Genomic DNA, 21,640 nt, shown 5'->3' on the forward strand with positions numbered 1-21,640 from the left:
TCGGCGCGTGCATACAGAAGACTTGTTCCAGCCCGGTGAGCGCATCACTCACCACGAGTATGGCCAAGGAGTCGTTCTTGATCTCCCACGTGATGGCTACGTGCGCGCGTTCTTTGGCGTCGGCGAACGACGAGTACCAGATGCGTCACTACGACGCGAACTCTCGCGCACTGAGCGCATCTTGCGCACCGTAGATGGTAGTGCAGAACGGGGGCGCAAAGCGTGGCTGTGCTATGAGGCGCACGCGCTGCCAGTGATGGAAAGCGCCTCGGCGCTTACTTCAGCTCGCATAGATCTGCTTCCACACCAGGTAGTACTCACCCACCGCATTGCCACCGCCTCGCCTCGGCGCTATCTGATTGCCGATGAGGTAGGGCTGGGAAAAACGATTGAAGCAGCGCTCATCCTGCGCGAACTGGCCAGCCGTGGCGAGTTGACACGAGCGCTAATGGTCGTACCTGCGGGCTTGGTGAACAACTGGCATCGAGAACTGAACGAGGTATTCAACCTCGATTTTGAAGTGTTCGGCTCCGAGGGCGATATCACCGACCGCAAAACCAATGCCTTCGCTAAACACGATCGACTGATTGCCAGCATCGACACCCTGAAGCGCCCGGCTCGAATCAAACGTCTGTTGGATGCCCCACGCTGGGACTTGGTGGTGTTCGACGAAGCACACCACCTGACTGCACATCGCATGGGCGGCAAGGTACGCAAGACCGAGAATTACAAGTTGGCCGAGGCATTGAAGGACCATGCACGTGATCTCTTGCTGTTGTCCGCCACCCCACACCAAGGGGATCACTTCCAGTTTTGGATGCTCGCACAGCTTTTGAATCCTACGCTGTTTGGTAGCCCGGAGGATATGCTTGAACACCGTCATCGGCTCAACACGGTGATGTTCCGTCGCACAAAGGCCGATGCCTGCCAACCCGATGGCTCACCGCTGTTTGCGCGGCGTTGGGTGCACACCGAGTCCTTCCTGATGAATCAGGAAGAGCGGCTGTTCTACGAAAAGCTGCGCGAGTATCTGGAGGACGGCTTTGATCTGGCGCGGCGCCAGGGTAACCAGGGACGTGCTCTGGGCTTTCTAATGGCGATTTTCCAGAAGATCGCGGCATCAAGCTTTTCCGCGGTTCGTCGCACGCTCAGACGTCGCCTGCTGATGTTGACGCTGCACGAGGCGTTGCTGCGCGACAAGGAGCTGGATATTGAGGGTCGCGAAAGGCTCACAGATGAAGCTCGCGCTTTGATCCACGAAGATTTTGGTCTCGCCTATGACAACATCGGTCGCAGCGAGGTTGATCGGGTTCTAGCTGATCTCAAGTATAGGCTGGTGAAGAAACTGGACGAAGAGGCATTAGAGATGGCCTCTGACCCCTACGGTAGCGAGTATTTGTCCACGGGTGCCGAGGATGCTGCATCCACAATGATTGATTTGCATCTTCCTGAGGAGCGCTTGCGTATTGGCGACTTGCTGAACATCTTCCCGCAGCTGCGCGAGACCAAAGCGCAGAAGCTCCTTGACGGTCTGGGCCATCTATGGCGGCAAAACCCGAACGAAAAGATTGTAATCTTCGCCACTTACCTAGGCACAGTGGACCTGATTGCCCGTGAGATCGAGCACACCTTTCCTGGCCAAGGAGTGGCAGTGTTGCGCGGTGGCGACCACGGTACCAAGCTGGCAGCAGAACGACGTTTCCGCCAAAAGGATGGCCCTCGCGTTTTGGTGTGCACAGCGGCGGGGCGAGAAGGTATTAATCTGCAGTTCGCACGTGTCCTATTCAATTTCGATCTACCGTGGAACCCCATGGACATGGAGCAGCGTATCGGACGCATTCATCGCTATGGCCAGCGCGACACCGCACAGGTATACAACTTGGTACTGTCGGACACCATCGAGGGTCGAATTTTCTTACTACTTGATGAAAAGCTAGTCGAAATTGCGCGCACGGTCGGCAAGGTGGATGACCAAGGTAATATCGCTGAAGACTTGCGCGCCCAGATTCTTGGACAGCTTTCCGAGCGACTGAATTATGACCGGCTTTACCAAGAGGCGCTCTCGGATCCCGAACTGAAGCGAACTCAGGTGGAGCTTGAAGCCGCACTGTCAAATTCTCGCGAGGCTCGGCAAGTGGTATTCGACTTGTTCCAAGACCTCGATGGTTTCAGCCTCGACGATTACCAGCCGTTCTCGGACGTGTCGTCAAGCTTGAATAGGCTGGTCCGATTCTTGTCGGTAGCGGTGACAGATAACCAACAACAGTTGATCAAGGTCGACGATGAAACATACGATTTGGTGTTTGCTGACGGAAGCCGTCGAACTCGTTTCACCCTGAACCGGGACGCGGCCACCAGTCAGAGGGATCTGGAGCTGCTTGGTCTGGATCACCCGTTGATGCAGGAGGCACTTGGCCGATGGCGCAGCGTACCGCCGGAAGACATCGGCATTTCAGTAACTGCTGATGTGGACGAACCTGTGCTGCTATCGTTGTGGATAGCAGATGCGTCCGCTGGCAACGGAGAGCGCCGCACCGTCGTCCAACCTATTGCTGTCAAGCTAGACGGTACACGGGTTCCTGGAGTCGAACGACAATGCGAACGGTATCTACAGGCTCCTACGACATCGCCGAAACTACTACTAGAGCATCGACTCACGCTATTTTCTAATATCATTGAACCTGCCTTGGAACGAGATCTAAAACACAAAGGCGGATTTCTCAGCGATGGAAGCTACTCATTCGATTTAATTGGGTATGCTGAGATATTTCCAAATAAGTAATATTTTTCGCCGCCCATCAGGGCGGATGCTCGGCGCTACGTCTGACGTAGCTTTATAATTTAAAGGAAAACTACGATGGCACTTAAGTCTAAGGAATGGTTTTACAAACAATGTTTGGCAGAAATCAAGACTCACACACCCAACTCACACATGGCGTGGGCTGTGGTTGAAAAGGGTATTGGCCAATCTGATGGTACCCGGGGCCATGTGACACAAGCAGTGGGTGTTGCCCAGCAGTTCCTGCAAACCCACCCCGAACACATTGAAAACATCAGGTCAACTGATCCGACAAAGCCATATGACGTGACAAGTAATCCAGATCTTCAGAACGATTTAAGGACATGGATTGCTGACCAGAGTGGCCCCCTAGGACGCGCTACCTATGGGTACGACTACGACAAATTTAAGAGAAACACAACTGCAACCTTGGGAGGGACGCGAACTGGCGGTGGGGGTGCAGACGACGAGTTTAAGAGAGTGCTCCGCTTGATGGCGGAATACCTTTGATACACATATAGAAGAGGCCGTGACTGGAAAACGTGAGCAAATATAACTCCTAGCTCAAATAGTTCCCATGGCATTCTTAGCTCAACGGGAGCAAGCTCACAACGGAGGATCTCGATGAAGCGTGCCATCTTTACTAGTGGAACGCTTCATTGGTCATTTCGACAACTCGACCTTGCTTGTAGAAACCGGAGTGACTTCCCATAAGTCTCGGCCGCTACTTTCTGATTCACTAAAGTGCATGCCCAACTTCGTATCGACCTGTTACTCTTGTGCGGAAAAAAATAATACCCGTCACCAGTGATTTGCAGAAATTCCCTAAGAACGGTGATTACTTCCTCAAATAGCCCGTGACATTGTCGCATCGCGCCAAGTCCTGACGGCAGGCCGACGCCGCCTCGAAATTGAGATCCCTTTAGCGCGCTTTATCCAGCTACAGTAGATTAGTTATGTTAAGTAATATTAAGACCACCCAAATAGTGCACTTTCTTGGACTGGCATGTTGGATCTAAGAACTGTTTCTGGATAGTCAGAAAAAGAAATACCCTGCCCATCCGCATAAACTTTCCATTCATCATGCCCTAGGCATTTTCTAGGCAGAATCAAAGTCATTGCCCTGGCGCCAACTTTTGACGTATTCTTTGATCCTTTACCTGTTCATAACAGCCTATATCCAGGCAGAATCCTCACCCCAGCTATCATTGCACCCGAATTCTATGAAACTTCTCAACACTTACGAAGACCGTGACGAAGCCGAAGACGCCGCCGCAAAGGTGACTGGAGATAAGCGGCTTGCCAGTGAACGAGACGCTACAGTAACTATATACAATCTGTTCGGTATCCCCAACTGGGGCAATTTCCACCGCTTGGGAATGTACAATCTTGGAGAGCTGAAGATTCTGCTGGATCACCGAGACGACTGGAAGCCCGCCGACCAAGCCAGGCATACCGAGATCATTACCACATTGAGGATGGTAGAAAAGAGTTACGGGACCAAATTGCCGGCACACTGGCTATAAAATAGTACTCATGGAGTCCTAGTTTCAAACCTTCCCTTTGAAGATATTTATCTTAATCTCCAGAAAGCGGCTCAAATAAAGTTTTTTGTTGCCGCTGCCTTCTTGACAAGAATACGAATGCATATCCCCTCCGGCCAAAAACCAAAAAACTCACTTTCTGAGGAGCTTCCGTATCCGTCCAGCCAAGTCATCTATCCAGCCCCGCGAGGCCAAGACATGGTATGCACTTAAATTTGGGTGGACACCATTTCTAGCCTTTTAAGCGGGTCTTTCTATGCAGCCACAACGCCGATCCTATTCCAAATCCTTCAAGGCCCAGGTAGTCCAAGAGTGCGCTCAGCCCGGCGCGTCGATTGCCAGCGTTGCGTAGCACCACAGCCTTAACGCGAACCTCGTCCATAAATGGATTCGGGTAAAAACGAACGAAGTCACGCAGCTACAACCTGCTTTCATTCCGCTACCTTTACAGCTCGCCGGAGGGCATTCCCAGGTTGCGTCATCGAGCATCTGCGTTGAAATCCAGCACTCGCGTGGCACGGTCAAAGTGAACTGCCCCACTGAACATGCGGCTGAGCTTGTCGCTACTCGTGTTAATTGCGATGATGCGACCCTCTGTAACTGGCGCAACGTGGAAGGCGGCAAGCAAGGATGGCAAGTCAAAAAGGTCGACTCAGGCCAGGAAAATGCAAAGTGGTGTTCTTCGATTTGGAGTTTTACGTTCCTGAGAAGAAGCGCACAGCATCGGGTTTCTGCTACAACCCATGGGACAAGGATTGCAGGTTCATCGGTGGCTCATTCCTGGTGGCTAACCCCGAGCGGGACTTCAGCATCGCAAAATCCGAAGTCCTTAAGAAGACCAAATCCTTCTGGCTATGGGAGCATGCGACAGAGAAGGAGATGCTTGAGCATATCTATGCCTTACTCAAAACAGCATGTGACCAGGTGAAAAACGCCCATGATGGTGCGGTGTCCGCAATTTTGTGCGGGATCGGAATTACCTCCTCAGACGTTCCGATTCTGTTCGAGCTGTTCAAACGCTTTCATATCCTTTCGAATCAGCAAGCCTTCGCGTTCCAAAACAGTTTTCGAGTCGTAGACCTTTCCCTGCTCGTCATCGGGACGTTCAACAATCCTAGCAACCTCTTATATCCAAAGTCCAAAAATCACATTCTGAATAAATACATGTACGGGACGAAATTCGAGCCGGGCAAAAGCGTTTGGCAGCTCTATGAAGCTGATAACCATGCTGAGATTCAGAGCCGCGTGCTGGATGAAGTCTATTCCACCCATAAATGCTACGAGTTGATTCAGTCAGAGTTCGAGTCGTTCAAGAAGCTCGAGGCAAGGAGCAAAAGGCAGGAGAAGCTTCTGAGCAAGGCCAGGGAAGCTGCAACTGAGGTTTCCTCTGAGGTTGAAGCCGCTGACTGACGTCAACAAAGCATCCAGTGAACATAACGTCAGCATTCTGGCATTGGTGATGGGTATACCCGCTTTTAGCGGACACAACTGCCTTATCACCATGATGTCTGTACCAATGACGCATTCAAGCGTAATGCCTGGACGACAAATGCAATATGCAAATTTTTCACATTGCTTACAGATCAGTCTGCGTCTGGTGGCCTTTTACTCCCTCGGACTTTGACAGATGAGCTCGCCGGACGCTTACGAGCTTCCGGGATTGTCATAGACAACACTCCAAGAGAAAACGTGAACAGCACACCTCAACAGCTGAAAGGCATTCCAATTGGTATCCCAAATAAAAAACAAACCGTTTATTAATCATAATAATCAATAAGATAAAAGCCAGGTTCAAATTACCCCGGCCCACCAATGAACGAAAAAAGATGGCTATGCACGTCTTCTTTTTGACTGAAGGCCAGTAAATACGGAAAAAAACCTCGTCTCCTTCTTCCAGTTCCAGTCCCATTTTCCAGAGGGATGAAAGGCTGCTACCTATACTGCTCCGATCAGGAGACCGCGTAATACCTTGAGAGCCAACTTGCCGGGTACAGTAACGGCTAATGGGCCCGCCGGTAGGATGTCACTATCCAGGGTTCAGCCTCACAACCGTAGGCTGAACACAGTAGAAAACTAAGGCTCGATTACCCATCGCCCGCGCAACATACCTCTCAGTTCATCAACGCTCAGCGTCATATCCCGCTTGCGGTGGACCACGGCGTGACAGTTGGCGCACAAGGTAACGAGGTCAGTCTCAGGATTCACGGCTTTCTCACCACCAAAGTCCGAAATCGGCACTATATGGTGAACGTGAATGAAGCCCTTCGCGTGCTCGCCGTACGCCTTTTCGAAATCAAAGCCACATGCCTTGCAGTCAAGTCCGTGGATAGCAATGGCCTTCAACCTTAGATCTTTCCGGCGTTCGTAACGGGTTCCAAAGTAACTTGATTTGCTGCCTTCATTGGCAGACTCAAAGGTCAATGGATCGCCGTCGATATTTGGTATGGCCTGGTCAGCCTGGGAAGACAGGAGCTTCGCATGACTTAGGATTGCATCGTAATCCAGTTGGGAAATGGACCGAACTCCGTCACGCCAATAGTTGTTCACGCGAGTAGCGGGGATCGTCTCCAGGTACGCTCCGTTAATTTTCGAGGGGATAGCGCCTTCAAACGGAGTGAAGTTTTCGATCAAAGCAAAAAGGTCCCCCTTATCACTCCTCGGGTCTGAGTAGACCTTGCCGATGCGTGCCATACCAAAATAATGCGGATCGGCGCTGAGGCGGGCAGAAGCAAAGGTTTTGTCCTGGATGCGTCCTTTGTAATAGATCACTTCGGTTCCTTCAGCAAGCCAGGCTTGGTACCGCTTGGGGAAGTGATAGACAGCACCGGTCTCGTCTTGCCATTGCGATGTGTCGTTTTCAACGATGACTGCGGGCATTCCATTTCCTCTCGACTGATGGCAAAAGCCTACCAAAAATGAGGAAACTTCTTACAAAATATTCCGGCTCAACTTTTTAAGATTCTTATTCTTTAAATAAATTAATAAGATGAGAAAGCTTTTCAACGTCCCCCGGCATCAACAAAAAAGACGCCCAAGGACGTCTTTTTTGTACTTGGCATTCCACAACCACGATGCTAGTGTCAAACCATGATTACCCATTGCCTCACCTCGACAACCACCACCACGACCGCATCAAGCGGAGCGTGCGAGGTGTCGTGAGCCAATAACCAACGAACACTTCAAAGGCCCGCCAGCGATGGACAGGGCCTTTTTTTATGCCCTTGTGTCGCTGGTTCACACGCAAGGAGATGCACCCATGTACGCCCTGTTGATACTGGATATCCAAGTCGGACTCATCCACGGTCCGAACAAACCCTGGCGTTGCGACGAGCTGTTGGAAACCCTCAATACCCTGATGGACAAGGCACGCAGCGCAGGTGCGCCGATTTTTCTCGCTCGCCACATCGGCCCCGCTGGCTCGCCAATCGAGCCGGGCAGCCCGCTTACGCTGGTTGCACCGGAACTGAAGTTGCTGGGTGGGGAAGTGGTGTTCGAAAAGCGTCGGCCTAACGCTTTTGCAATGACTGACCTGGCTGACCATCTGCGCTCCAGCGGCGCCACCGGCGTCGTAGTCACTGGGATGAAAACGCAATACTGCGTCGACAGCACCTGCCGTGCCGCACGTGATCTTGGCTTTGATGCGGTGCTTATCGCCGACGGTCATACCTGTTCTGATACGCCCCTGATGAAAGCCGAGGCCATCGTGGCTCATCACAATGCCACGCTCAACGGGCCGTTCTGCCAGTTGGTTCGGGCTGAGGACTGGAGTTTTTAACAGAGCCTGACGGCGGGGAGGTCAACAGGCCCGGGCTTCGGAATTTTCCTGCAAGATGTCGCGCTGTTGGTGAACTGGTCAACTCCGCCTGTCGCAGATAACCTTCAACTGTCGCAGCAATGGCAGCGCCCAGCTCTAAGATGGCTTCCATCTTGTCCTTGACGCTCAGGCGGCGACTGAACAAAACTATCTACCAGCTCAGTACAGCGCGCAGGCAATTGTTAGAACCTGCCCAGCAGTCCTGAGCTTTTTTTTGCCCGGAGAAAAGTGAGTGAAGCGAACAGCCGTTCTCATCGATGGTGGTTTTTTCTTTCAGCGCGTGCTGTTCTTCGGGCGAAAGTATTTCCGGGACAGCCTGCTGCCGAACGCGGAACATTTGGCGCAGATCATCAGGAAGCTGGTCAGGCTTCACATTGAGGACGAGCGATCCGCCCGCCGGGAACTCTACCGAGTCTATTACTACGACTGTCCGCCGCCCTCCAATCAGGTACGCCTCCCACTCATACCACCAGGCCACAAAACGCCAGGACATTTGAATTTCAATACCCATCCGCCCTACCAGTTACGACGTGCCCTTCATGACAATCTCAGGTGCAGCAGGAAAACAGCGCTCAGGCTCGGCGAGCTAGCCAAAAGTGGAGAATGGCGGCTCAACTCCCACTCACTCAAAGCTTTGCTCAATGGCCAAAAGGCTTGGAGCGAGCTCACCAATACAGACTTTCACTACAACGTGGAGCAAAAAAGCGTAGATACCAAACTGGGCATGGATATCACGACCCTGGCCATGGACCGACTGGTTGACGTCATTGTTTTGGTGGCCGGCGACGCTGATTTCGTACCTGCTGCAAAGCTGGCCAGGATGAAAGGGATCGATTTCGTTCTGGATCCCATGTGGGCCAATACGACCAGCAGTCTTAGCGAACACGTAGATGGACTTCGATCCTTCGACATTGTGAAGATGATCAGGGATATCACCGGCGCCGATGTCATTAAGAGTCCGGAGTGGTGGGCTATACGACCAGATATGCGACACCAACGTGATGAGGCCACTGAAATCGCAATTGCGGGTAACCTGGAAGCTGATCCAGGGGTGCACGTTAAAAAGCCATGCCTGGAAGCCAGGGACTGAGCTCAAACTTCACGGCTTCCATTGTGTCGCTCGTCTAGAAGCGGTACAGGGCCAGGCTTCGGAATTTTCCCGCAAGATACCGCGCTGTTGATGAACTAGCGCACTCCAACCAACAAGCCTAGCCTTCCCCTGTCGCTGCAAAATCAGCGACCGGGTTTAGCAGCTCGGTTAATATCAAGGCCTGCAAAGCAACCATCCGTTCGAGCGATGCTTTCAGCATCCGCTGGTTCGTGTCATGGCGGCTGTGCGTGGGGCACTTTCGGGTGCGCCGGGTTCCTTGATTCCTGGTCTGCTAACCCGCGTACGGTCGCCACCCTTTTCGTTTAGCAGCGATGTCTGGCGACTCCATCAATCAAGGAGTTTCAGCCATGAAAAAGATCACCCCCAATCCCCCAACCACCCTCTTCACCCTCGCCGAAAACATCCACCCCGAAACCCTGCTAATCCAAGCCAGCGAAACCCTCGCCTCCCTCAACGCCATGACCACCGACCTGGCTTTCGAACTTGAAGGCGCGCACCGCCACAAGTTGCTGGGCGCCCAACAATTGATCGTTCTGAGTGAGCTACTGGTAGAACGAGTCTTGAACACCCAACCATTCACCAGCCAGACGCCACAGCCCTAAAACACGCAAACGGGCGAGACGCCTCACCGCATCTCGCCCGCTGGCATCCCCCCACACTTCCCATTACCCTGACGGCCTTTATCAGACAACCGGAAGTCAGATACCCGTGCTCAAGCCCTTCGCCGTCATCGCCCTCACCGTCATGCCCTTACTCACCACCGCCGCCGAGTTGGCCGGGGTTTGGCAAGGCACCTTGGGCAAATCCGCTATCACCGTCTGTTTCAACGGCGCCGATGGTGAGCATGGCAGTTATTACTACCAGCGCATCCGTACCCCTATTCAGTTGACTCAGGCCAACGACAACGCGCCGTGGGTGGAAGAAGGAAACACCGGTTTCTGGGCCCTGCAAAAACCTCAGGGCGATACTCTTTCTGGTGCTTGGAGCAAAACCGATGGCGGTGCGCCGCTGCCACTGGCCCTGCGCCGCATTGGTACGGACGGCTGCGGTAGCGATGCCTATAACGCGCCCATGGAAGCTGCGCCGCTGCCAATCAAGACTGAGAAGAAGACTTTCCACAACCATCCCTACCAGCTCAAGACCCAAGGCCCCCGCGTCACGCTCAAGCTGGAAGGTGACGGCCCGGCGGTGCAAAAGATCAACCAGCAACTCGCCGCCCTGGCCGTCAATGACGAAGATCTAACCGACTATTTTTATGAACGGCGTGAATACCTGGGTCGAAACGGCTCGGTCTATACCAGTGAGATCGAGGTTGAGCCTGCCTATTGGTCATCGCAATTTCTCACCGTGCGGTTCTACCGTTGGGCCGCAGGCCAAGGCGCCATGGGCATCAGTTGGGGCCTGCACTCCTGGAACCTGCAAACCGGCGAGAGTGTGGACCCATGGACCTGGCTCGGCGGCCATCAGCAATGGCATGACGCCTACTCCGGCCATTTGAAGCTGCCGGCCGCCTTCAGCACTTGGCTGGCCAAGCAAACCACCACCGACGAGGGCTGCCCCGCGATCACCGATTACTCCAACTTTCACCTCAGCTTCAACACCCAGGGCCTGCAACTCTCGACACCGGCCAATGGTGACGGTTGCGACAACGACTTGGCCTTCACCTGGGAGCAGTTGGAGCCGGTGCTGACCGCACAAGGCAAAGCGGCGGTGCCCAGCTTGAAAATGCCCTGACGCGCCGGAGAAAAACCCTACGGCCGTTCACCAAAGGTTAAGAATCGCGCTCGTATACTCCCTGACTACCCATGACCGGTCGCCCGATCGGTCTCATGCCTCGGTAGCCAGACTCCATGACGCGCCCCGCTCCCCTGCTGCTCTTGCTTGCTGCTCTGTTGTTCTTCTTCGCCCTCGGCAACCACGAGCTGCAAGGCTCTACCGAAGCCCGGGTGTCCGGGATCGCCATGGCGATGCACCTGGACAATGACTGGGTGGTGCCGCGCCTGTTTCGTGAACCCTTCCTGGAAAAACCGCCCCTGAGCCTGTGGCTAGACGCCGGGGCGATTCGCCTGTTTGGCGCCAGCACCGGGGCGGTGCGCTTGGCGTCGGCGTTTGCCGGGTTGTTCAGTGTGATGCTGTTGTACGGGATGCTGCGGCGGTTCGGGCGGCCGCAGACGTTGGCGTTCAGCGCTGCGCTGATCCTGGCGACCATGGCCAGTTATTGGGGCAATGTGCGGGGTGTGGGTGAGGACTCGTTGCTCAGCCTCGGTGTCACCGCTGCCCTGCTGGGGTTTTACCAGGCGGTACGGCCCGATCGTGAAGGTTCAAGTACTTGGGCCTGGGCGTTGTTTACCGCCGGGATGGTCATCGCTACGTTGAGCAAGGGTGTGTTGGGCCTGGCGATGCCGGGCATTGTGATTTTCGTGTACCTGTTCAGCACCAGCCTGATGGATAAACGCCTGCGGCTGGGCGATTGGCTCAAGCCGGCGCTGTTCACGCTGTTGGCGTTGGTGCCGCTGCTGATCTGGCTGGGGTTTCTGTTTCAGCGCGGTGGGATGCAGGCGGTGGGTGAGGTGTTATGGACCAATAGCGTCGGGCGCTTCAGTGGTTCGTTCGTCGAGGCCGGGCATTACGAACCTTTCTACTATTACCTCGCGAAACTGCCCGAGGCCTTCCTGCCCTGGAACATCCTGGTGTACTTGGGCCTGTGGCACTTCCGCAAAAGCCTGGTACGCAACCGCTACCGCCTGTTTTTCAGTGTGTGGCTGGTGGCGCAGTTCACCCTGCTGACCCTGGCTTCCAGTAAACGCACCGTGTATTTGATGGCGCTGACGCCAGCCGCGGCTGTACTGGCTGCCGAATATGCGCGGGTGCTGCTGGAGTGGGCCAAAGACCATAAGCCGGGGCTGTACCGCTATCACCGGCAGATCATCGGCGGGGTTTTCAGCCTGGCCATCGCCTGCTACCTGAGCGCGGCGTTCTGGTTTGCACCCAAAGCCGATGTGCGCCATTCATTCGTACCAGTGATGAGTCAGATCCAGATCCTGCAAGACGAAGGCAGGACGGTAGCGATGTACCAACCCAACGAGCGCATCGACGGCGCCAGCGTGTTCTACCTGCAGGCCTACTTGCCGATCCTGAACACCGAAGCCGAACTGCGCGCCTTCCTCAGCGCCAAGCCCGGCAACGTTGCGCTGACGGACCACACCGACCGGCTGAACGAGAAGGTTACGGTGATCAAACAAATAGCGGTCAACCGCCAGCCTTATTACTTCGTGGAGCAGTAAGGCCAGCGCGGGGTATCAATGCTTGGTGAGTTTGTCCAGGTAGCCCATGGCAAACGCCGAGACCACGAACGTCATGTGGATGATCACGTACCACATCAGGTGCTGTGGATCGACGTTCTTGGCGTCCATGAAGATGCGCAGCAGGTGGATGGAGGAAATCGCCACGATGGAGGCCGCCACTTTCATCTTCAGCGACGAAGAGTCCATGGTGCCCAGCCAGTTGAGCTTTTCTTTGTTTTCGTCGATATCCAGCTGCGACACGAAGTTCTCGTAGCCGGAGATCATCACCATCACCAGCAAGCCGCCCACCAGGGCCATGTCGATCAACGACAGCAGCAGCAGGATCACTTCGGCTTCCAACATGGTGAAGATGTTGGGAATCACGTGAATGATTTCCTGGAAGAATTTCAACGCCAGGACCAGCAGGCCCAAGGACAGCCCCAGGTAGATCGGCGCCAGCAGCCAACGCGAGGCGTACATTGTATTTTCGATAAAGCGTTCCATTGAATCTCACACAGCTTGGCTAAAAATGGCGCCGAGTATACCAGCCGCCACCCGGCCCCTGTCACCGCGAGAAAACTGACCCAAGTGGCATCTGTAAGAGAATTTTTCTGCTAGTGTCGAGGCCATTCACTCGGCTCGATGATGTCGGACAGGAAAACTCAGATGATGGATGTGCGATCCCCTTTGGCCACTCTCGGCCTGTGCGCGGCGTTGCTGATGGCCAGCGGCTGCTCCCCCAAAGAAGAGCAGAAGCAGGCGACCCTCGAAGAGAAAACCACGAAGTTCGAACAGTCCCTGGACACCATCCAGGACCCCAAGCTGCGCGATGCCATTGCGGACCTGGGCGGCTCGCTGCTGTTGCTGGAGCGTGCGCGCGCCAAGCTCGCCAGCAAGCCCATCGAAGCCGAATACGGCGAAGACAGCCTGGCCCTGCTCAAGCATTACCCTACGCCCCAAGCGCTGGTGGACACCTACATCAATGGCCTGTTCGTGCTGCGCAAAACCTCGCACTCCGACTACCTGACGGATTTGCAGCCGGTCTTCCCGTTCAACTTCAACGCCCCTGACCAGTTCCCCTTCCCCCATGGCCTGGAATGGCAGTCGGTCACCCTGAGCAACAATAAAGTCATTCCCTTCCAGCCGGAATGGTCAGAAACCGACCCCGGCATCCAACTGAGCCCCAGCAGTTCCAACCTGACCAACCCCGACGACCTGACGGTGACCTACCCGTTTATTGAAGGGATCGAGACGGAAAACAAGAGCCAGCCACAACCCATCAGCCTCAAGGGCGCGGTGGAGGTGATCACCCCGGGCAAGGTGCTGACGTTTGATCTGACCAAACAAGACGTGGGCCATAAACGCACCGACGGCAATATCACCCTCAACCTGCTGACGCTGGAAAAAAACTACGCCGAGATCGAACTGACCAACAGCCAGCCCCTGGCCGCCGAAGTGGGCGATGCGTCACCCAACCCACTGCTGGTGCAGGCACGGGACAGCACCGGGCAGTTTCTGACCCGCTCAGGCTCGATCAACGAGAGTGCCGCGCAAGTGGCGTTCTATGAGAAACAACTGGCCGAGATGCAAAAACAGACCGCGTGGTCCGATGCCTTCGATAAACAGCTCACCGACGCGCAAAAAGCCTTCGAGCGCCAGCAGACCAGCCATTACGCCAAGGTGTATTTCAACGGGCTGATCGATAACCTGCAGGTGAATGTGCTGGATTTCTCCAAGGCCACGCTCACCCGTAAAGACCTGGACCTGCCGGTGATGCGCTTTGACAGGAACAGCCTGCAAAACACCGTACAGCCCCTGCCAATGCCGGTCACGGTGTATGACGACGGCGCCGCCAGTTGGCTCAAAGATGCCTCGATGACCGAGGACCAACTGAAAAACAGCGTCACCATCAGCCAATCGACCGAAGACGCCAGTGCCGCAAAAATCGTGTTCGACCACCCGTTCACCTTCAATGACGACCTGGTCGGTGCCGAACGCAACAACAGTGACGCGCCTATCACTTTTTTCACCGCCGATGACAAGGGCGAACGGGGCGAGCCTATCGAGCTGCCGACCGAAGCGTTCGAGCTGAACGCAGTAAGCGGCACGCTCACCTACGACCTCAACCTGTTCCCGGAAACCCCGGCGTTTGTGGTGGGCTCGGTACCGTTGTTTCTGGCCACCATCGAGAAGGCCACGATTGACGCAGCCAAGCTGCCCAAGGGCCTGTCGCTCAAGGACAACGCGCTGATCGTCGACCAGAAGGACTTCCCCGCCGACAGTTGGCGCTTCTATGCCAAGGATGCCAGCGGCAATTACCTCAAGGAGATTCTCGGTGTCAGCCACCGCGCCGAGGAATACGGCACGGCGATGTTTGACGTGCATTACTTCTACGGCCAGCCGACCACGCTGGAAAGTTACCAGCGCACCGACCTCAGCACCGTGCAGTACGGTTTTGAGGTGAAGCTGGACAGGCCTGAGAGCAAATAGCCCTGGGTGGACGCGGAGCGTCCGGGGCGGCGTTACCACGCGGAGCGTGGGAACGATCCTCAGAGGGCTAGTCGCTCCTGGCCGCCATTGAGTTGGCGCAGATGGGCCTGCAGGTGCAGGCACCATATCTGCGGCTCGTCCATTTGCTCGTAGCCGTGCAAGGTCAGGCTATCAACGATGGTGCCCAGCATGCGTTCTGCCACGAAGGGCCCATGGAACGGGCCCTGGGATTTGACAGTGGAAGGCTGCTCGCCCGACATGCCGGCGGCAAACAATAGCGTCCACATCCCGTTATCCCCGGCAAGAGGGCGAATGGAGCATTCGATACGGGTGACCAGGCCCAGGCACTGGCGAGTAAGGCAAAGGTTGCGCGACATGGCGGCGCCCCTCGGTAGATCGGTGTTCAGCCCCAGCGCAAGGCGAGGCTGTTTCTATCCTGCGACTCCTGTGGATATCCCTGACTCTGAGAATAGAATAAAAACGCGACAAACCAAGGTTGTAGGGACCAACGGGCGTTGGTCCCTGAGGGTGGAGTCAATTTTGTGGCACGCTAACCGTTCCCAAAAACACCACGGACCAGTGTGGGAGCTGGCTTAAGCGGTCATCGCCTTATGTAGGAGCGAGCTTGCTCGCGAAAAACGGCAACGATAACGCGTGTTTGCTGAATGAACGCGGCGCCTGAAAGTTTTTCGCGAGCAAGCTCGCTCCTACAAAAAAGTCTTAACTGACTGGCCTTAAGGCAAGCCAGCTCCCACCTTGACCGAGTGATGACAGCAATCAGGTCGGCTTGGCTTCCGCCAACGCCTGCTGCGCCAGCTCTTTTTCCGCCTCCTTCAAATCCTCATCACTGATCATCTCGGCAATCGCCCGCAAGCGTTCCACCACCCGCGCATTCACGGTGCCTTCCGGGAACTGCCCCTCGGCGTCCGGCTCACCGGCATCCTCGCCCACCAGCAGGCTCAGCGCCTCGTCGGCCTGGCGTACCGCATAGATATGGAATTGCCCGGCGCGCACGGCCTGCAACACCTTCTCGTCGAGCATCAGCGTGGCGACGTTGGCCTGAGGGATGATCGCGCCCTGCTCACCGGTCAGCCCGCGGGCTTCGCAAAGGCGGAAGAAGCCTTCGATCTTCTCGTTGACCCCGCCCACCGCCTGCACTTCACCAAACTGGTTGATCGAGCCGGTGATGGCAAAGCACTGCTTGAGCGGCGTCTTCGACAAGGCCGAAATCAAAGTGCACGCCTCGCCCAGGGAAGCACTGTCGCCATCCACATAACCGTAGGACTGCTCCAGGGCGATACTCGCGGAGATCGCCAACGGAAACTCCTGAGCATAACGGCTGCCCAGGTAACCGGTGAGGATCATCACGCCCTTGGAGTGAATCGGCTGGCCAAGGTTAACTTCGCGCTCGATGTCGACAATGCCGCTGCCGCCCGGGTACACCGTGGCGGAAATCCGCGCCGGTACGCCGAAGGCCGAGTCGCCGACCTCCAGCACCGTCAACCCGTTGCACTTGCCCACGGCGGCGCCTGCGGTGTCGATGAGGATGACGCCAGCGAGCATGTCGTCGAGAATCCGCGCCGACACGCGGCCGGTGCGCGTGGCCTTGGCCTTGAGGGCGCGCTCGATATGCCCGGCATCGGTCATTTCGTCGCCGGCCAGGTGGCGAATGAAATCCGCCTCGCTGACCAGCTGGAACAAATCACCAATACGCGCAGACAAGCGCCCCTGATGTTCGGCCAGGCGTGCGCTGTAGGTCGCCAGGCGCGCCACCGCGTCCGAGGTCAGCGGCGCCATGCCCTCTTCCGAAGTACGGGTTTTGAGCAACTGGGCGAACTGCTCCAGGCTCTCGTCGACCATGGGGATGTCTTCGTCGAAGTCCACCAGTACGCGGAACATCTCCTGGAAGTCCGGGTCGGCGTCTTGCAAGGCGTAATACAACTGGCGCGAGCCGATGATGATCACCTTGACCTGCAAGGGAATCATCTGCGGGTTGAGGGTCACGGTGGCCAGGCGGCCGAGTTCGCCCAAAGGCGATTCCATCTTCAGCTTGCGCGATTGCAGGGAACGCTTGAGCGCATCCCACACAAAGGGCTCGCTGAGCATTTTTTCGGCTTCCAGGATCAGGAAACCGCCGTTGGCGCGGTGCAACGCGCCGGGACGCAACTGGCGATAGGTGGTGTAGAGCGCGCCCTGGTCGGTGCTGTATTCGATACGGCCGAACAGGTTGTCGTAGGTCGGGTGCGGTTCAAACACCACCGGCGCGCCACCGTTGACCGAGTGGCCCACCACCAGGCTCGGGCAGTATTGCTCTTCGAGCAGCTTGCGCGCCTGGGCGTCGGTCTTGGCGTCGTCCACCAATTGCTCCACCACGGTTTTGAGCAGGTACACCTGCATGGCCTGCAGGTAGCCACAGACGCCGGCATTTTCTGCGTATTTTTCCGACAATGGCGCCAGCAAAGGCTGCAGGGCCAGGGTGATGGTTTCTTCGTTGAACTGGCGCAGCTGGTTGTTGGACTCGCGCTTCCACTGCGGCAGGCTGGCCAGTTCTTCGTTGAGGCGTTCTTCCAGCTCGGAGATATCGGTGTGGAAGCGCTCGCGATCGGCCTCCGGCAGTTGCGAAAACTCCGCTTCGTCCAGCGCCTTGCCGTCGAGCATCGGCGTAAAGGCGATATTGGAGCTGTCGCGGTACAGCGCCACGTCTTTTTCCAGGGCCAGGCGCTCGATCACGTCCAGCGCTTTGTCGTAGCGCTGGTTGAACGCCCGGTCGATGGCGCTTTTACGCTGTTGATAAGTCGGGTGCTCGAACACCGCCGGGAAGGTGGCGACCAGGTTATCGACCAGGCCGTTGATATCGGCAATAAACGCCGCGGCGGCGCCACCTGGCAATTCCAGGGCGCGGGGCTCGCGGGGCTCATCGAAATTATTCACATAAACCCAGTCCGCCGGGGTTTGCAGGCGCTTGCCTTCGGCTTTCAGGTAGCGTTTGACGAACGAAAAGCGGCCGGTGCCCGGCTCGCCCATGACAAACACGTTGTAACCGGGGCGTGGCATGGCCACGCCGAACTGCAAGGCTTCAACCGCACGTTCCTGGCCAAGCACACCGCGAAAGGGCTCCAAATCATTGGTGGTCGAGAAGCTGAACTGTTCAGCGGAGAAAGGGCGAGTCAGCGCTTCGGGCGCTAGACGCAAGCTGGCAGCAACAGGATCAGGCATCGGGCTTCCTTACATCAGGCGGGGCAGATGGGGCATTCTGGCTCCCGGTTGAGCGCTCTGGCAAGGCGCGCTTTCGGGAAAGCATAGCCATCGCATGCGTCCTGCAAAAAAATCGCCCGCCACTGAATGTTTATAAAAAAACACGGAACCCTGGGAACGTGCCTAAACTCCAAACTGCGCGGGTTGGACTAATAACTGGCCCCTAGGGTGCGTTGAGCACCTGAACCCTTGTCCATTGGTTTGCACACAAAGAGAACAAAGCTATGAAACGGATCCTTCTTGGTACTCTCTTCACCGTCGTCTCCCTCAATGCAATGGCAGAAGCACCAGGTGGCCCGAACTGCGGTTGGGGCAACATGTTGTTCGAAGGCCAGCGCGGTACTCCGGCCCACTTCCTCGCCTCCACCACCAACGGTACTTCGGGTAACGCCACCTTCGGCATGACCTCGGGCACCAACGGTTGCAGCACCAACAGCGCCCTGACCTACGGCGGCAAGTCCTGGATTGCCATGAATGGCATGATGAACGAGCTGTCCGAAGACATGGCCAAAGGCAACGGCGAAGCGCTGACCACCTACGCGGTGGTACTGGGTGTTGCGCCGGAAGATCGCGATCACTTCGCGGCCGTGACCCACGAGCACTTCCAGCAGATCTTCAGCAAGGCTGACGTGACCGCTGACGACGTGCACAACAACACCATTGCTGTACTGAAAAGCGATGCCCGTCTGGCGAAATACGCAACCCAGGCTTAAGCTCGACCTGCCCGCGTCTTTCGAGGCGCGGGTTTTATTTTTTCGACCCGCCCACCTTGGGTCTTTTTTTCCGTCCGACTTAAGTAGCCTCCATGCTCAAACGCCTCGCTTGCCTGGCTCTCTTCGCCTGCGCCCCGCTGCATGCGGCACCGCACCTCGACGATCAACGTTTGCAGCAACTGGCCAATGATCCATTCTGGCTGTCGCTGGGGCACTACGAAGCCGGCAAAGTCAGTGGCTGGCGCAGCTATGTCAGCGACAAGAAATTCTTCATCGCTCCCGATGGCGCACACCATCCGGACGCCGAACTCAAGGCCACCGTTGATGCGCTGTATGCACCGGCCAGCCTGGGTGAAAAGCACGCCCAGTGCGTCTACCCCGCACGTACCCGCTGGCTCAAAGCGCAGTTGCAACTGAACGACCTGCCCGCCCTGGAGTGCAAAGAGTTCACCCAGTGGTTCAAGGACGTCGCGCCCCATAGCGCAGTGATGATCTTCCCGGCGGCCTACCTCAACAGCCCGTCGTCGATGTTCGGCCACACCCTGCTGCGCATCGACCAGGCCGACGTGCAAAGCAACAACACCGCCCTGCTCAGCTATGCGATCAACTTCGGCGCCTATATCGAAGGCTCCGACAACAGCATCCTCTATGCCTGGAAGGGCCTGATGGGCGGCTATCCCGGCCTGTTCGCCCTGGTGCCCTATCAGGAGAAACTCTCGGAATACCGCAGCCTCGAAAACCGCGATTTGTGGGAATACCGCCTGAACCTCACCGAGGTCGAGACCAAGCGTATGGTCGAGCACGTGTGGGAGCTCAAGCAGATCCAGTTCGATTACTTCTTCTTCGACGAAAACTGCTCCTATCGCCTGCTCGAACTGCTGCAAGTGGCCCGCCCTGGCCTGCGTTTGACTGAGCAATTCCCACTCACCGCGATCCCTACCGATACCGTCAAGGCGGTAAAGGACGCAGGTCTGGTCGAACAGATCGACTATCGCCCCTCGCGTGAACGCGAACTGCTCGAACGCGCCAAGCCGCTGGACGGCGATGAGCAGCAGTGGGTGTTGAAAGTCAGCGATGACCAGAAGCAACTGCAAGAGCCTGCATTCAAAGCACTGCCCCGCGAGCGCCAGGCACTGATCGTGGATGCTGCTTACCGCCTGGGCCGCTACCGCGCCAATGGCCTGGAGCGCGATGCGACACGCTCCCAGCGCAGCTTCGAACTGCTGCGTGCGATCAACCAGAACCCGGCGCCAGACCTGAAGATCACCCCGCCTGGCCTGCCGGAAAATGGCCATGAGTCGCGCACCTGGCAAGCCGGCATCGGCACCCGCGGCGACAAAGCCTTCGGTGAATATGGCCTGCGCATGGCCTATCACGACCTCAACGACAACGCCGAAGGCTTCCCCTTGGGCGCGCAGATCGAAATCCTGCAAATGAAACTGCGCCAGTACGAGGGCAATCACTGGCAGCTCCAGCAACTGGACCTTGCCACCATCCGCTCGCTGACGCCGCGCAATGCGCTGCTGCAACCCTGGTCGTGGCAAGTCACCGGCGGCCTGGAACGCGTACCGGGCAAACACGACGACGAAACCCTGGTGGCCCACGTCAACGGCGGCGCGGGCGGCACCTGGCAACTCTCCGACGACATGCTCGGCTTCGCCCTCGGCACCGTGCGCGTGGAGCACAACAACGACTTCAGCGAAGCCATCTCCCCGGCCGCTGGCTTCAACACCGGTGTGCTGTGGAAAAACCCGTTGGGCAACCTGAGCCTGGAAGCCAAGGGTGATTTCTTCACCAATGGCGAAGTGCGGCGCAGCATCAGCCTCAACCAGCAGTGGGAACTGTCGCGCAACCTGGGCCTGCGCCTGAGTGCCCAGCGTGAGTACAGCCACCTGTCCACGCCAGTGAATGAAGTGATGCTTGAGCTGAAGTGGTACCACTACTGATTAATGAGTGCGGGCTTGCTCGCGATATACGGTATATCAGCCAAGGTTCAAGTGACTGACGCACCGCCATCGCAGGCAAGCCAGCTCCCACAGGTTTTATACTCGGCCCACAACTTTCTGACCTGCCTTTCACACCGCCCCAACAAATCCCCTTCTAGACTTCCCTTATCAGCCGTAAAACGGCCAGGGAGTACGCCATGTGGCGGTATGCGGTCATGCTGTGCGCGGTGGTGGGGTTGTCGGGTTGCCAGTCAACCCATCAGGAATTGCTGGCCAAAGGTTACCCACCCGCCTTCGCCGATGGCTTCGACGACGGTTGCAGCAGCGGTCGCCAGGCCGCTGGGGTGATTACCGGGGCGTTTCGCAAGAATGTGCCGCGCTACCTCAAAGACCGGCCATACGCCGAAGGTTGGGAAGATGGGTTTCGTCAGTGCAAGGCCATGCGCGAAAGCCAGGAAATGCGCGATTACGAGGAAAACCGCAGGGACGACCGCGAACACGATTGGCAGCAGGAAAAAGATCGTGACGCCGCCAAAGCCTATCGCTCACGCTGATCGTTCCCACGCTCCGCGTGGGAATGCCGCCCTGGACGCTCCGCGTCCGCTCGCGAGGTCGTGACGCGGAGCGTCACAGGATGCATTCCCACGCGGAGCGTGGGAACGATCAGCGCCGGTGGGAACGATCAGGCAGCGAACGTGGCCCAA

Annotated in this window: 18 protein-coding genes; 14 read left to right on the forward strand and 4 right to left on the reverse strand. The window is 56.6% G+C overall.

Translation table 11 applies throughout. From position 1 onward, the window contains the following. Positions 1 to 7: 7 nt before the first annotated feature. The 5 genes from GIW79_RS10635 to GIW79_RS29665 all read left to right on the forward strand — a co-directional run bounded on the left by GIW79_RS10635 (position 8) and on the right by GIW79_RS29665 (position 5,733). Entirely contained in the window at positions 8 to 2,782 is a 2,775-nt protein-coding gene (locus GIW79_RS10635; RefSeq protein WP_200645674.1) for a DEAD/DEAH box helicase, read from the forward strand. Positions 2,783 to 2,857: 75 nt separating this feature from the next. Further along, a complete protein-coding gene (locus GIW79_RS10640) occupies positions 2,858 to 3,289 on the forward strand; it encodes a hypothetical protein (protein WP_150804655.1) in 432 nt (143 codons plus the stop codon). A gap of 713 nt (positions 3,290 to 4,002) precedes the next feature. Next, on the forward strand, positions 4,003 to 4,305 hold the full coding sequence (locus tag GIW79_RS10645) for a hypothetical protein (RefSeq protein WP_200645675.1): 303 nt from the start codon (positions 4,003 to 4,005) through the stop codon (positions 4,303 to 4,305). A gap of 274 nt (positions 4,306 to 4,579) precedes the next feature. Continuing rightward, the gene (locus GIW79_RS29795) at positions 4,580 to 4,675 is read left to right on the forward strand and encodes a transposase (protein ID WP_150804654.1); all 96 of its coding nucleotides are present in this window, start codon (positions 4,580 to 4,582) and stop codon (positions 4,673 to 4,675) included. Between the two features lie 812 nt (positions 4,676 to 5,487). Beyond that, positions 5,488 to 5,733 (forward strand): hypothetical protein, encoded by a 246-nt coding sequence (locus tag GIW79_RS29665; protein WP_042608884.1) that lies wholly within the window; start codon positions 5,488 to 5,490, stop codon positions 5,731 to 5,733. 663 nt (positions 5,734 to 6,396) lie between these two features. Here GIW79_RS29665 and GIW79_RS10655 read toward each other — a convergent pair. Then, positions 6,397 to 7,200, reverse strand: a complete 804-nt coding sequence (locus tag GIW79_RS10655; protein WP_236453551.1) for an HNH endonuclease — start codon at positions 7,198 to 7,200, stop codon at positions 6,397 to 6,399. 379 nt (positions 7,201 to 7,579) lie between these two features. Between GIW79_RS10655 and GIW79_RS10660 the strand changes: the two genes are divergently transcribed. The 5 genes from GIW79_RS10660 (at position 7,580) to GIW79_RS10680 (ending at position 12,532) form a co-directional block, all read left to right on the forward strand. Further along, complete coding sequence (locus GIW79_RS10660; RefSeq protein WP_236453554.1) at positions 7,580 to 8,098, forward strand: cysteine hydrolase family protein; 519 nt, start codon at positions 7,580 to 7,582, stop codon at positions 8,096 to 8,098. 271 nt (positions 8,099 to 8,369) lie between these two features. Next, positions 8,370 to 9,227, forward strand: a complete 858-nt coding sequence (locus GIW79_RS10665) for an NYN domain-containing protein (protein ID WP_236453556.1) — start codon at positions 8,370 to 8,372, stop codon at positions 9,225 to 9,227. Positions 9,228 to 9,595: 368 nt separating this feature from the next. Then, positions 9,596 to 9,850, forward strand: coding sequence for a DUF6124 family protein (locus GIW79_RS10670; RefSeq protein ID WP_236453558.1), 255 nt, complete (start codon positions 9,596 to 9,598; stop codon positions 9,848 to 9,850). A gap of 106 nt (positions 9,851 to 9,956) precedes the next feature. Next, positions 9,957 to 10,982, forward strand: a complete 1,026-nt coding sequence (locus GIW79_RS10675; protein ID WP_236453560.1) for a hypothetical protein — start codon at positions 9,957 to 9,959, stop codon at positions 10,980 to 10,982. Positions 10,983 to 11,098: 116 nt separating this feature from the next. Next, a complete protein-coding gene (locus GIW79_RS10680; protein WP_198790909.1) occupies positions 11,099 to 12,532 on the forward strand; it encodes an ArnT family glycosyltransferase in 1,434 nt (477 codons plus the stop codon). A 15-nt stretch (positions 12,533 to 12,547) separates the two neighbouring features. Here the strand turns inward: GIW79_RS10680 and GIW79_RS10685 are convergent, their stop codons facing one another. Further along, positions 12,548 to 13,036 (reverse strand): TIGR00645 family protein, encoded by a 489-nt coding sequence (locus GIW79_RS10685; protein WP_014719996.1) that lies wholly within the window; start codon positions 13,034 to 13,036, stop codon positions 12,548 to 12,550. A 162-nt stretch (positions 13,037 to 13,198) separates the two neighbouring features. Here GIW79_RS10685 and GIW79_RS10690 point away from each other — a divergent pair, with 162 nt between their 5' ends. Next, positions 13,199 to 15,022, forward strand: a complete 1,824-nt coding sequence (locus GIW79_RS10690; RefSeq protein ID WP_236453562.1) for a hypothetical protein — start codon at positions 13,199 to 13,201, stop codon at positions 15,020 to 15,022. A gap of 59 nt (positions 15,023 to 15,081) precedes the next feature. Here the strand turns inward: GIW79_RS10690 and GIW79_RS10695 are convergent, their stop codons facing one another. Continuing rightward, positions 15,082 to 15,399 (reverse strand): PA4575 family protein, encoded by a 318-nt coding sequence (locus GIW79_RS10695; RefSeq protein ID WP_003194269.1) that lies wholly within the window; start codon positions 15,397 to 15,399, stop codon positions 15,082 to 15,084. 400 nt (positions 15,400 to 15,799) lie between these two features. Next, the gene (locus GIW79_RS10700; RefSeq protein ID WP_034126964.1) at positions 15,800 to 18,238 is read right to left on the reverse strand and encodes a Lon protease family protein; all 2,439 of its coding nucleotides are present in this window, start codon (positions 18,236 to 18,238) and stop codon (positions 15,800 to 15,802) included. A gap of 263 nt (positions 18,239 to 18,501) precedes the next feature. Between GIW79_RS10700 and GIW79_RS10705 the strand changes: the two genes are divergently transcribed. The 3 genes from GIW79_RS10705 to GIW79_RS10715 all read left to right on the forward strand — a co-directional run bounded on the left by GIW79_RS10705 (position 18,502) and on the right by GIW79_RS10715 (position 21,490). Next, positions 18,502 to 18,990, forward strand: a complete 489-nt coding sequence (locus tag GIW79_RS10705) for a DUF3015 domain-containing protein (protein ID WP_003194274.1) — start codon at positions 18,502 to 18,504, stop codon at positions 18,988 to 18,990. Positions 18,991 to 19,082: 92 nt separating this feature from the next. Then, positions 19,083 to 20,936, forward strand: a complete 1,854-nt coding sequence (locus GIW79_RS10710; protein ID WP_236453575.1) for an Lnb N-terminal periplasmic domain-containing protein — start codon at positions 19,083 to 19,085, stop codon at positions 20,934 to 20,936. 197 nt (positions 20,937 to 21,133) lie between these two features. Continuing rightward, positions 21,134 to 21,490: a hypothetical protein gene (locus tag GIW79_RS10715; protein WP_072448317.1), complete on the forward strand. Its 357-nt coding sequence runs from the start codon at positions 21,134 to 21,136 to the stop codon at positions 21,488 to 21,490. The last annotated feature ends 150 nt before the right edge of the window (positions 21,491 to 21,640 follow it).

The organism is Pseudomonas sp. PA-7-1E, from assembly GCF_021605325.1.
Lineage (GTDB): Bacteria > Pseudomonadota > Gammaproteobacteria > Pseudomonadales > Pseudomonadaceae > Aquipseudomonas > Aquipseudomonas fluorescens_BV.

What these genes read in the sequence shown, in the direction of transcription:
- GIW79_RS10640 (WP_150804655.1), top strand. Translation starts at nt 2,858, where the DNA reads ATGGCACTTAAGTCTAAGGAATGGTTTTACAAACAATGTTTGGCAGAA.
- GIW79_RS10645 (WP_200645675.1), top strand. Translation starts at nt 4,003, where the DNA reads ATGAAACTTCTCAACACTTACGAAGACCGTGACGAAGCCGAAGACGCC.
- GIW79_RS29795 (WP_150804654.1), top strand. Translation starts at nt 4,580, where the DNA reads ATGCAGCCACAACGCCGATCCTATTCCAAATCCTTCAAGGCCCAGGTA.
- GIW79_RS29665 (WP_042608884.1), top strand. Translation starts at nt 5,488, where the DNA reads ATGTACGGGACGAAATTCGAGCCGGGCAAAAGCGTTTGGCAGCTCTAT.
- GIW79_RS10655 (WP_236453551.1), bottom strand. Translation starts at nt 7,200, where the DNA reads ATGCCCGCAGTCATCGTTGAAAACGACACATCGCAATGGCAAGACGAG.
- GIW79_RS10660 (WP_236453554.1), top strand. Translation starts at nt 7,580, where the DNA reads ATGTACGCCCTGTTGATACTGGATATCCAAGTCGGACTCATCCACGGT.
- GIW79_RS10670 (WP_236453558.1), top strand. Translation starts at nt 9,596, where the DNA reads ATGAAAAAGATCACCCCCAATCCCCCAACCACCCTCTTCACCCTCGCC.
- GIW79_RS10680 (WP_198790909.1), top strand. Translation starts at nt 11,099, where the DNA reads ATGACGCGCCCCGCTCCCCTGCTGCTCTTGCTTGCTGCTCTGTTGTTC.
- GIW79_RS10685 (WP_014719996.1), bottom strand. Translation starts at nt 13,036, where the DNA reads ATGGAACGCTTTATCGAAAATACAATGTACGCCTCGCGTTGGCTGCTG.
- GIW79_RS10690 (WP_236453562.1), top strand. Translation starts at nt 13,199, where the DNA reads ATGATGGATGTGCGATCCCCTTTGGCCACTCTCGGCCTGTGCGCGGCG.
- GIW79_RS10695 (WP_003194269.1), bottom strand. Translation starts at nt 15,399, where the DNA reads ATGTCGCGCAACCTTTGCCTTACTCGCCAGTGCCTGGGCCTGGTCACC.
- GIW79_RS10700 (WP_034126964.1), bottom strand. Translation starts at nt 18,238, where the DNA reads ATGCCTGATCCTGTTGCTGCCAGCTTGCGTCTAGCGCCCGAAGCGCTG.
- GIW79_RS10705 (WP_003194274.1), top strand. Translation starts at nt 18,502, where the DNA reads ATGAAACGGATCCTTCTTGGTACTCTCTTCACCGTCGTCTCCCTCAAT.
- GIW79_RS10710 (WP_236453575.1), top strand. Translation starts at nt 19,083, where the DNA reads ATGCTCAAACGCCTCGCTTGCCTGGCTCTCTTCGCCTGCGCCCCGCTG.
- GIW79_RS10715 (WP_072448317.1), top strand. Translation starts at nt 21,134, where the DNA reads ATGTGGCGGTATGCGGTCATGCTGTGCGCGGTGGTGGGGTTGTCGGGT.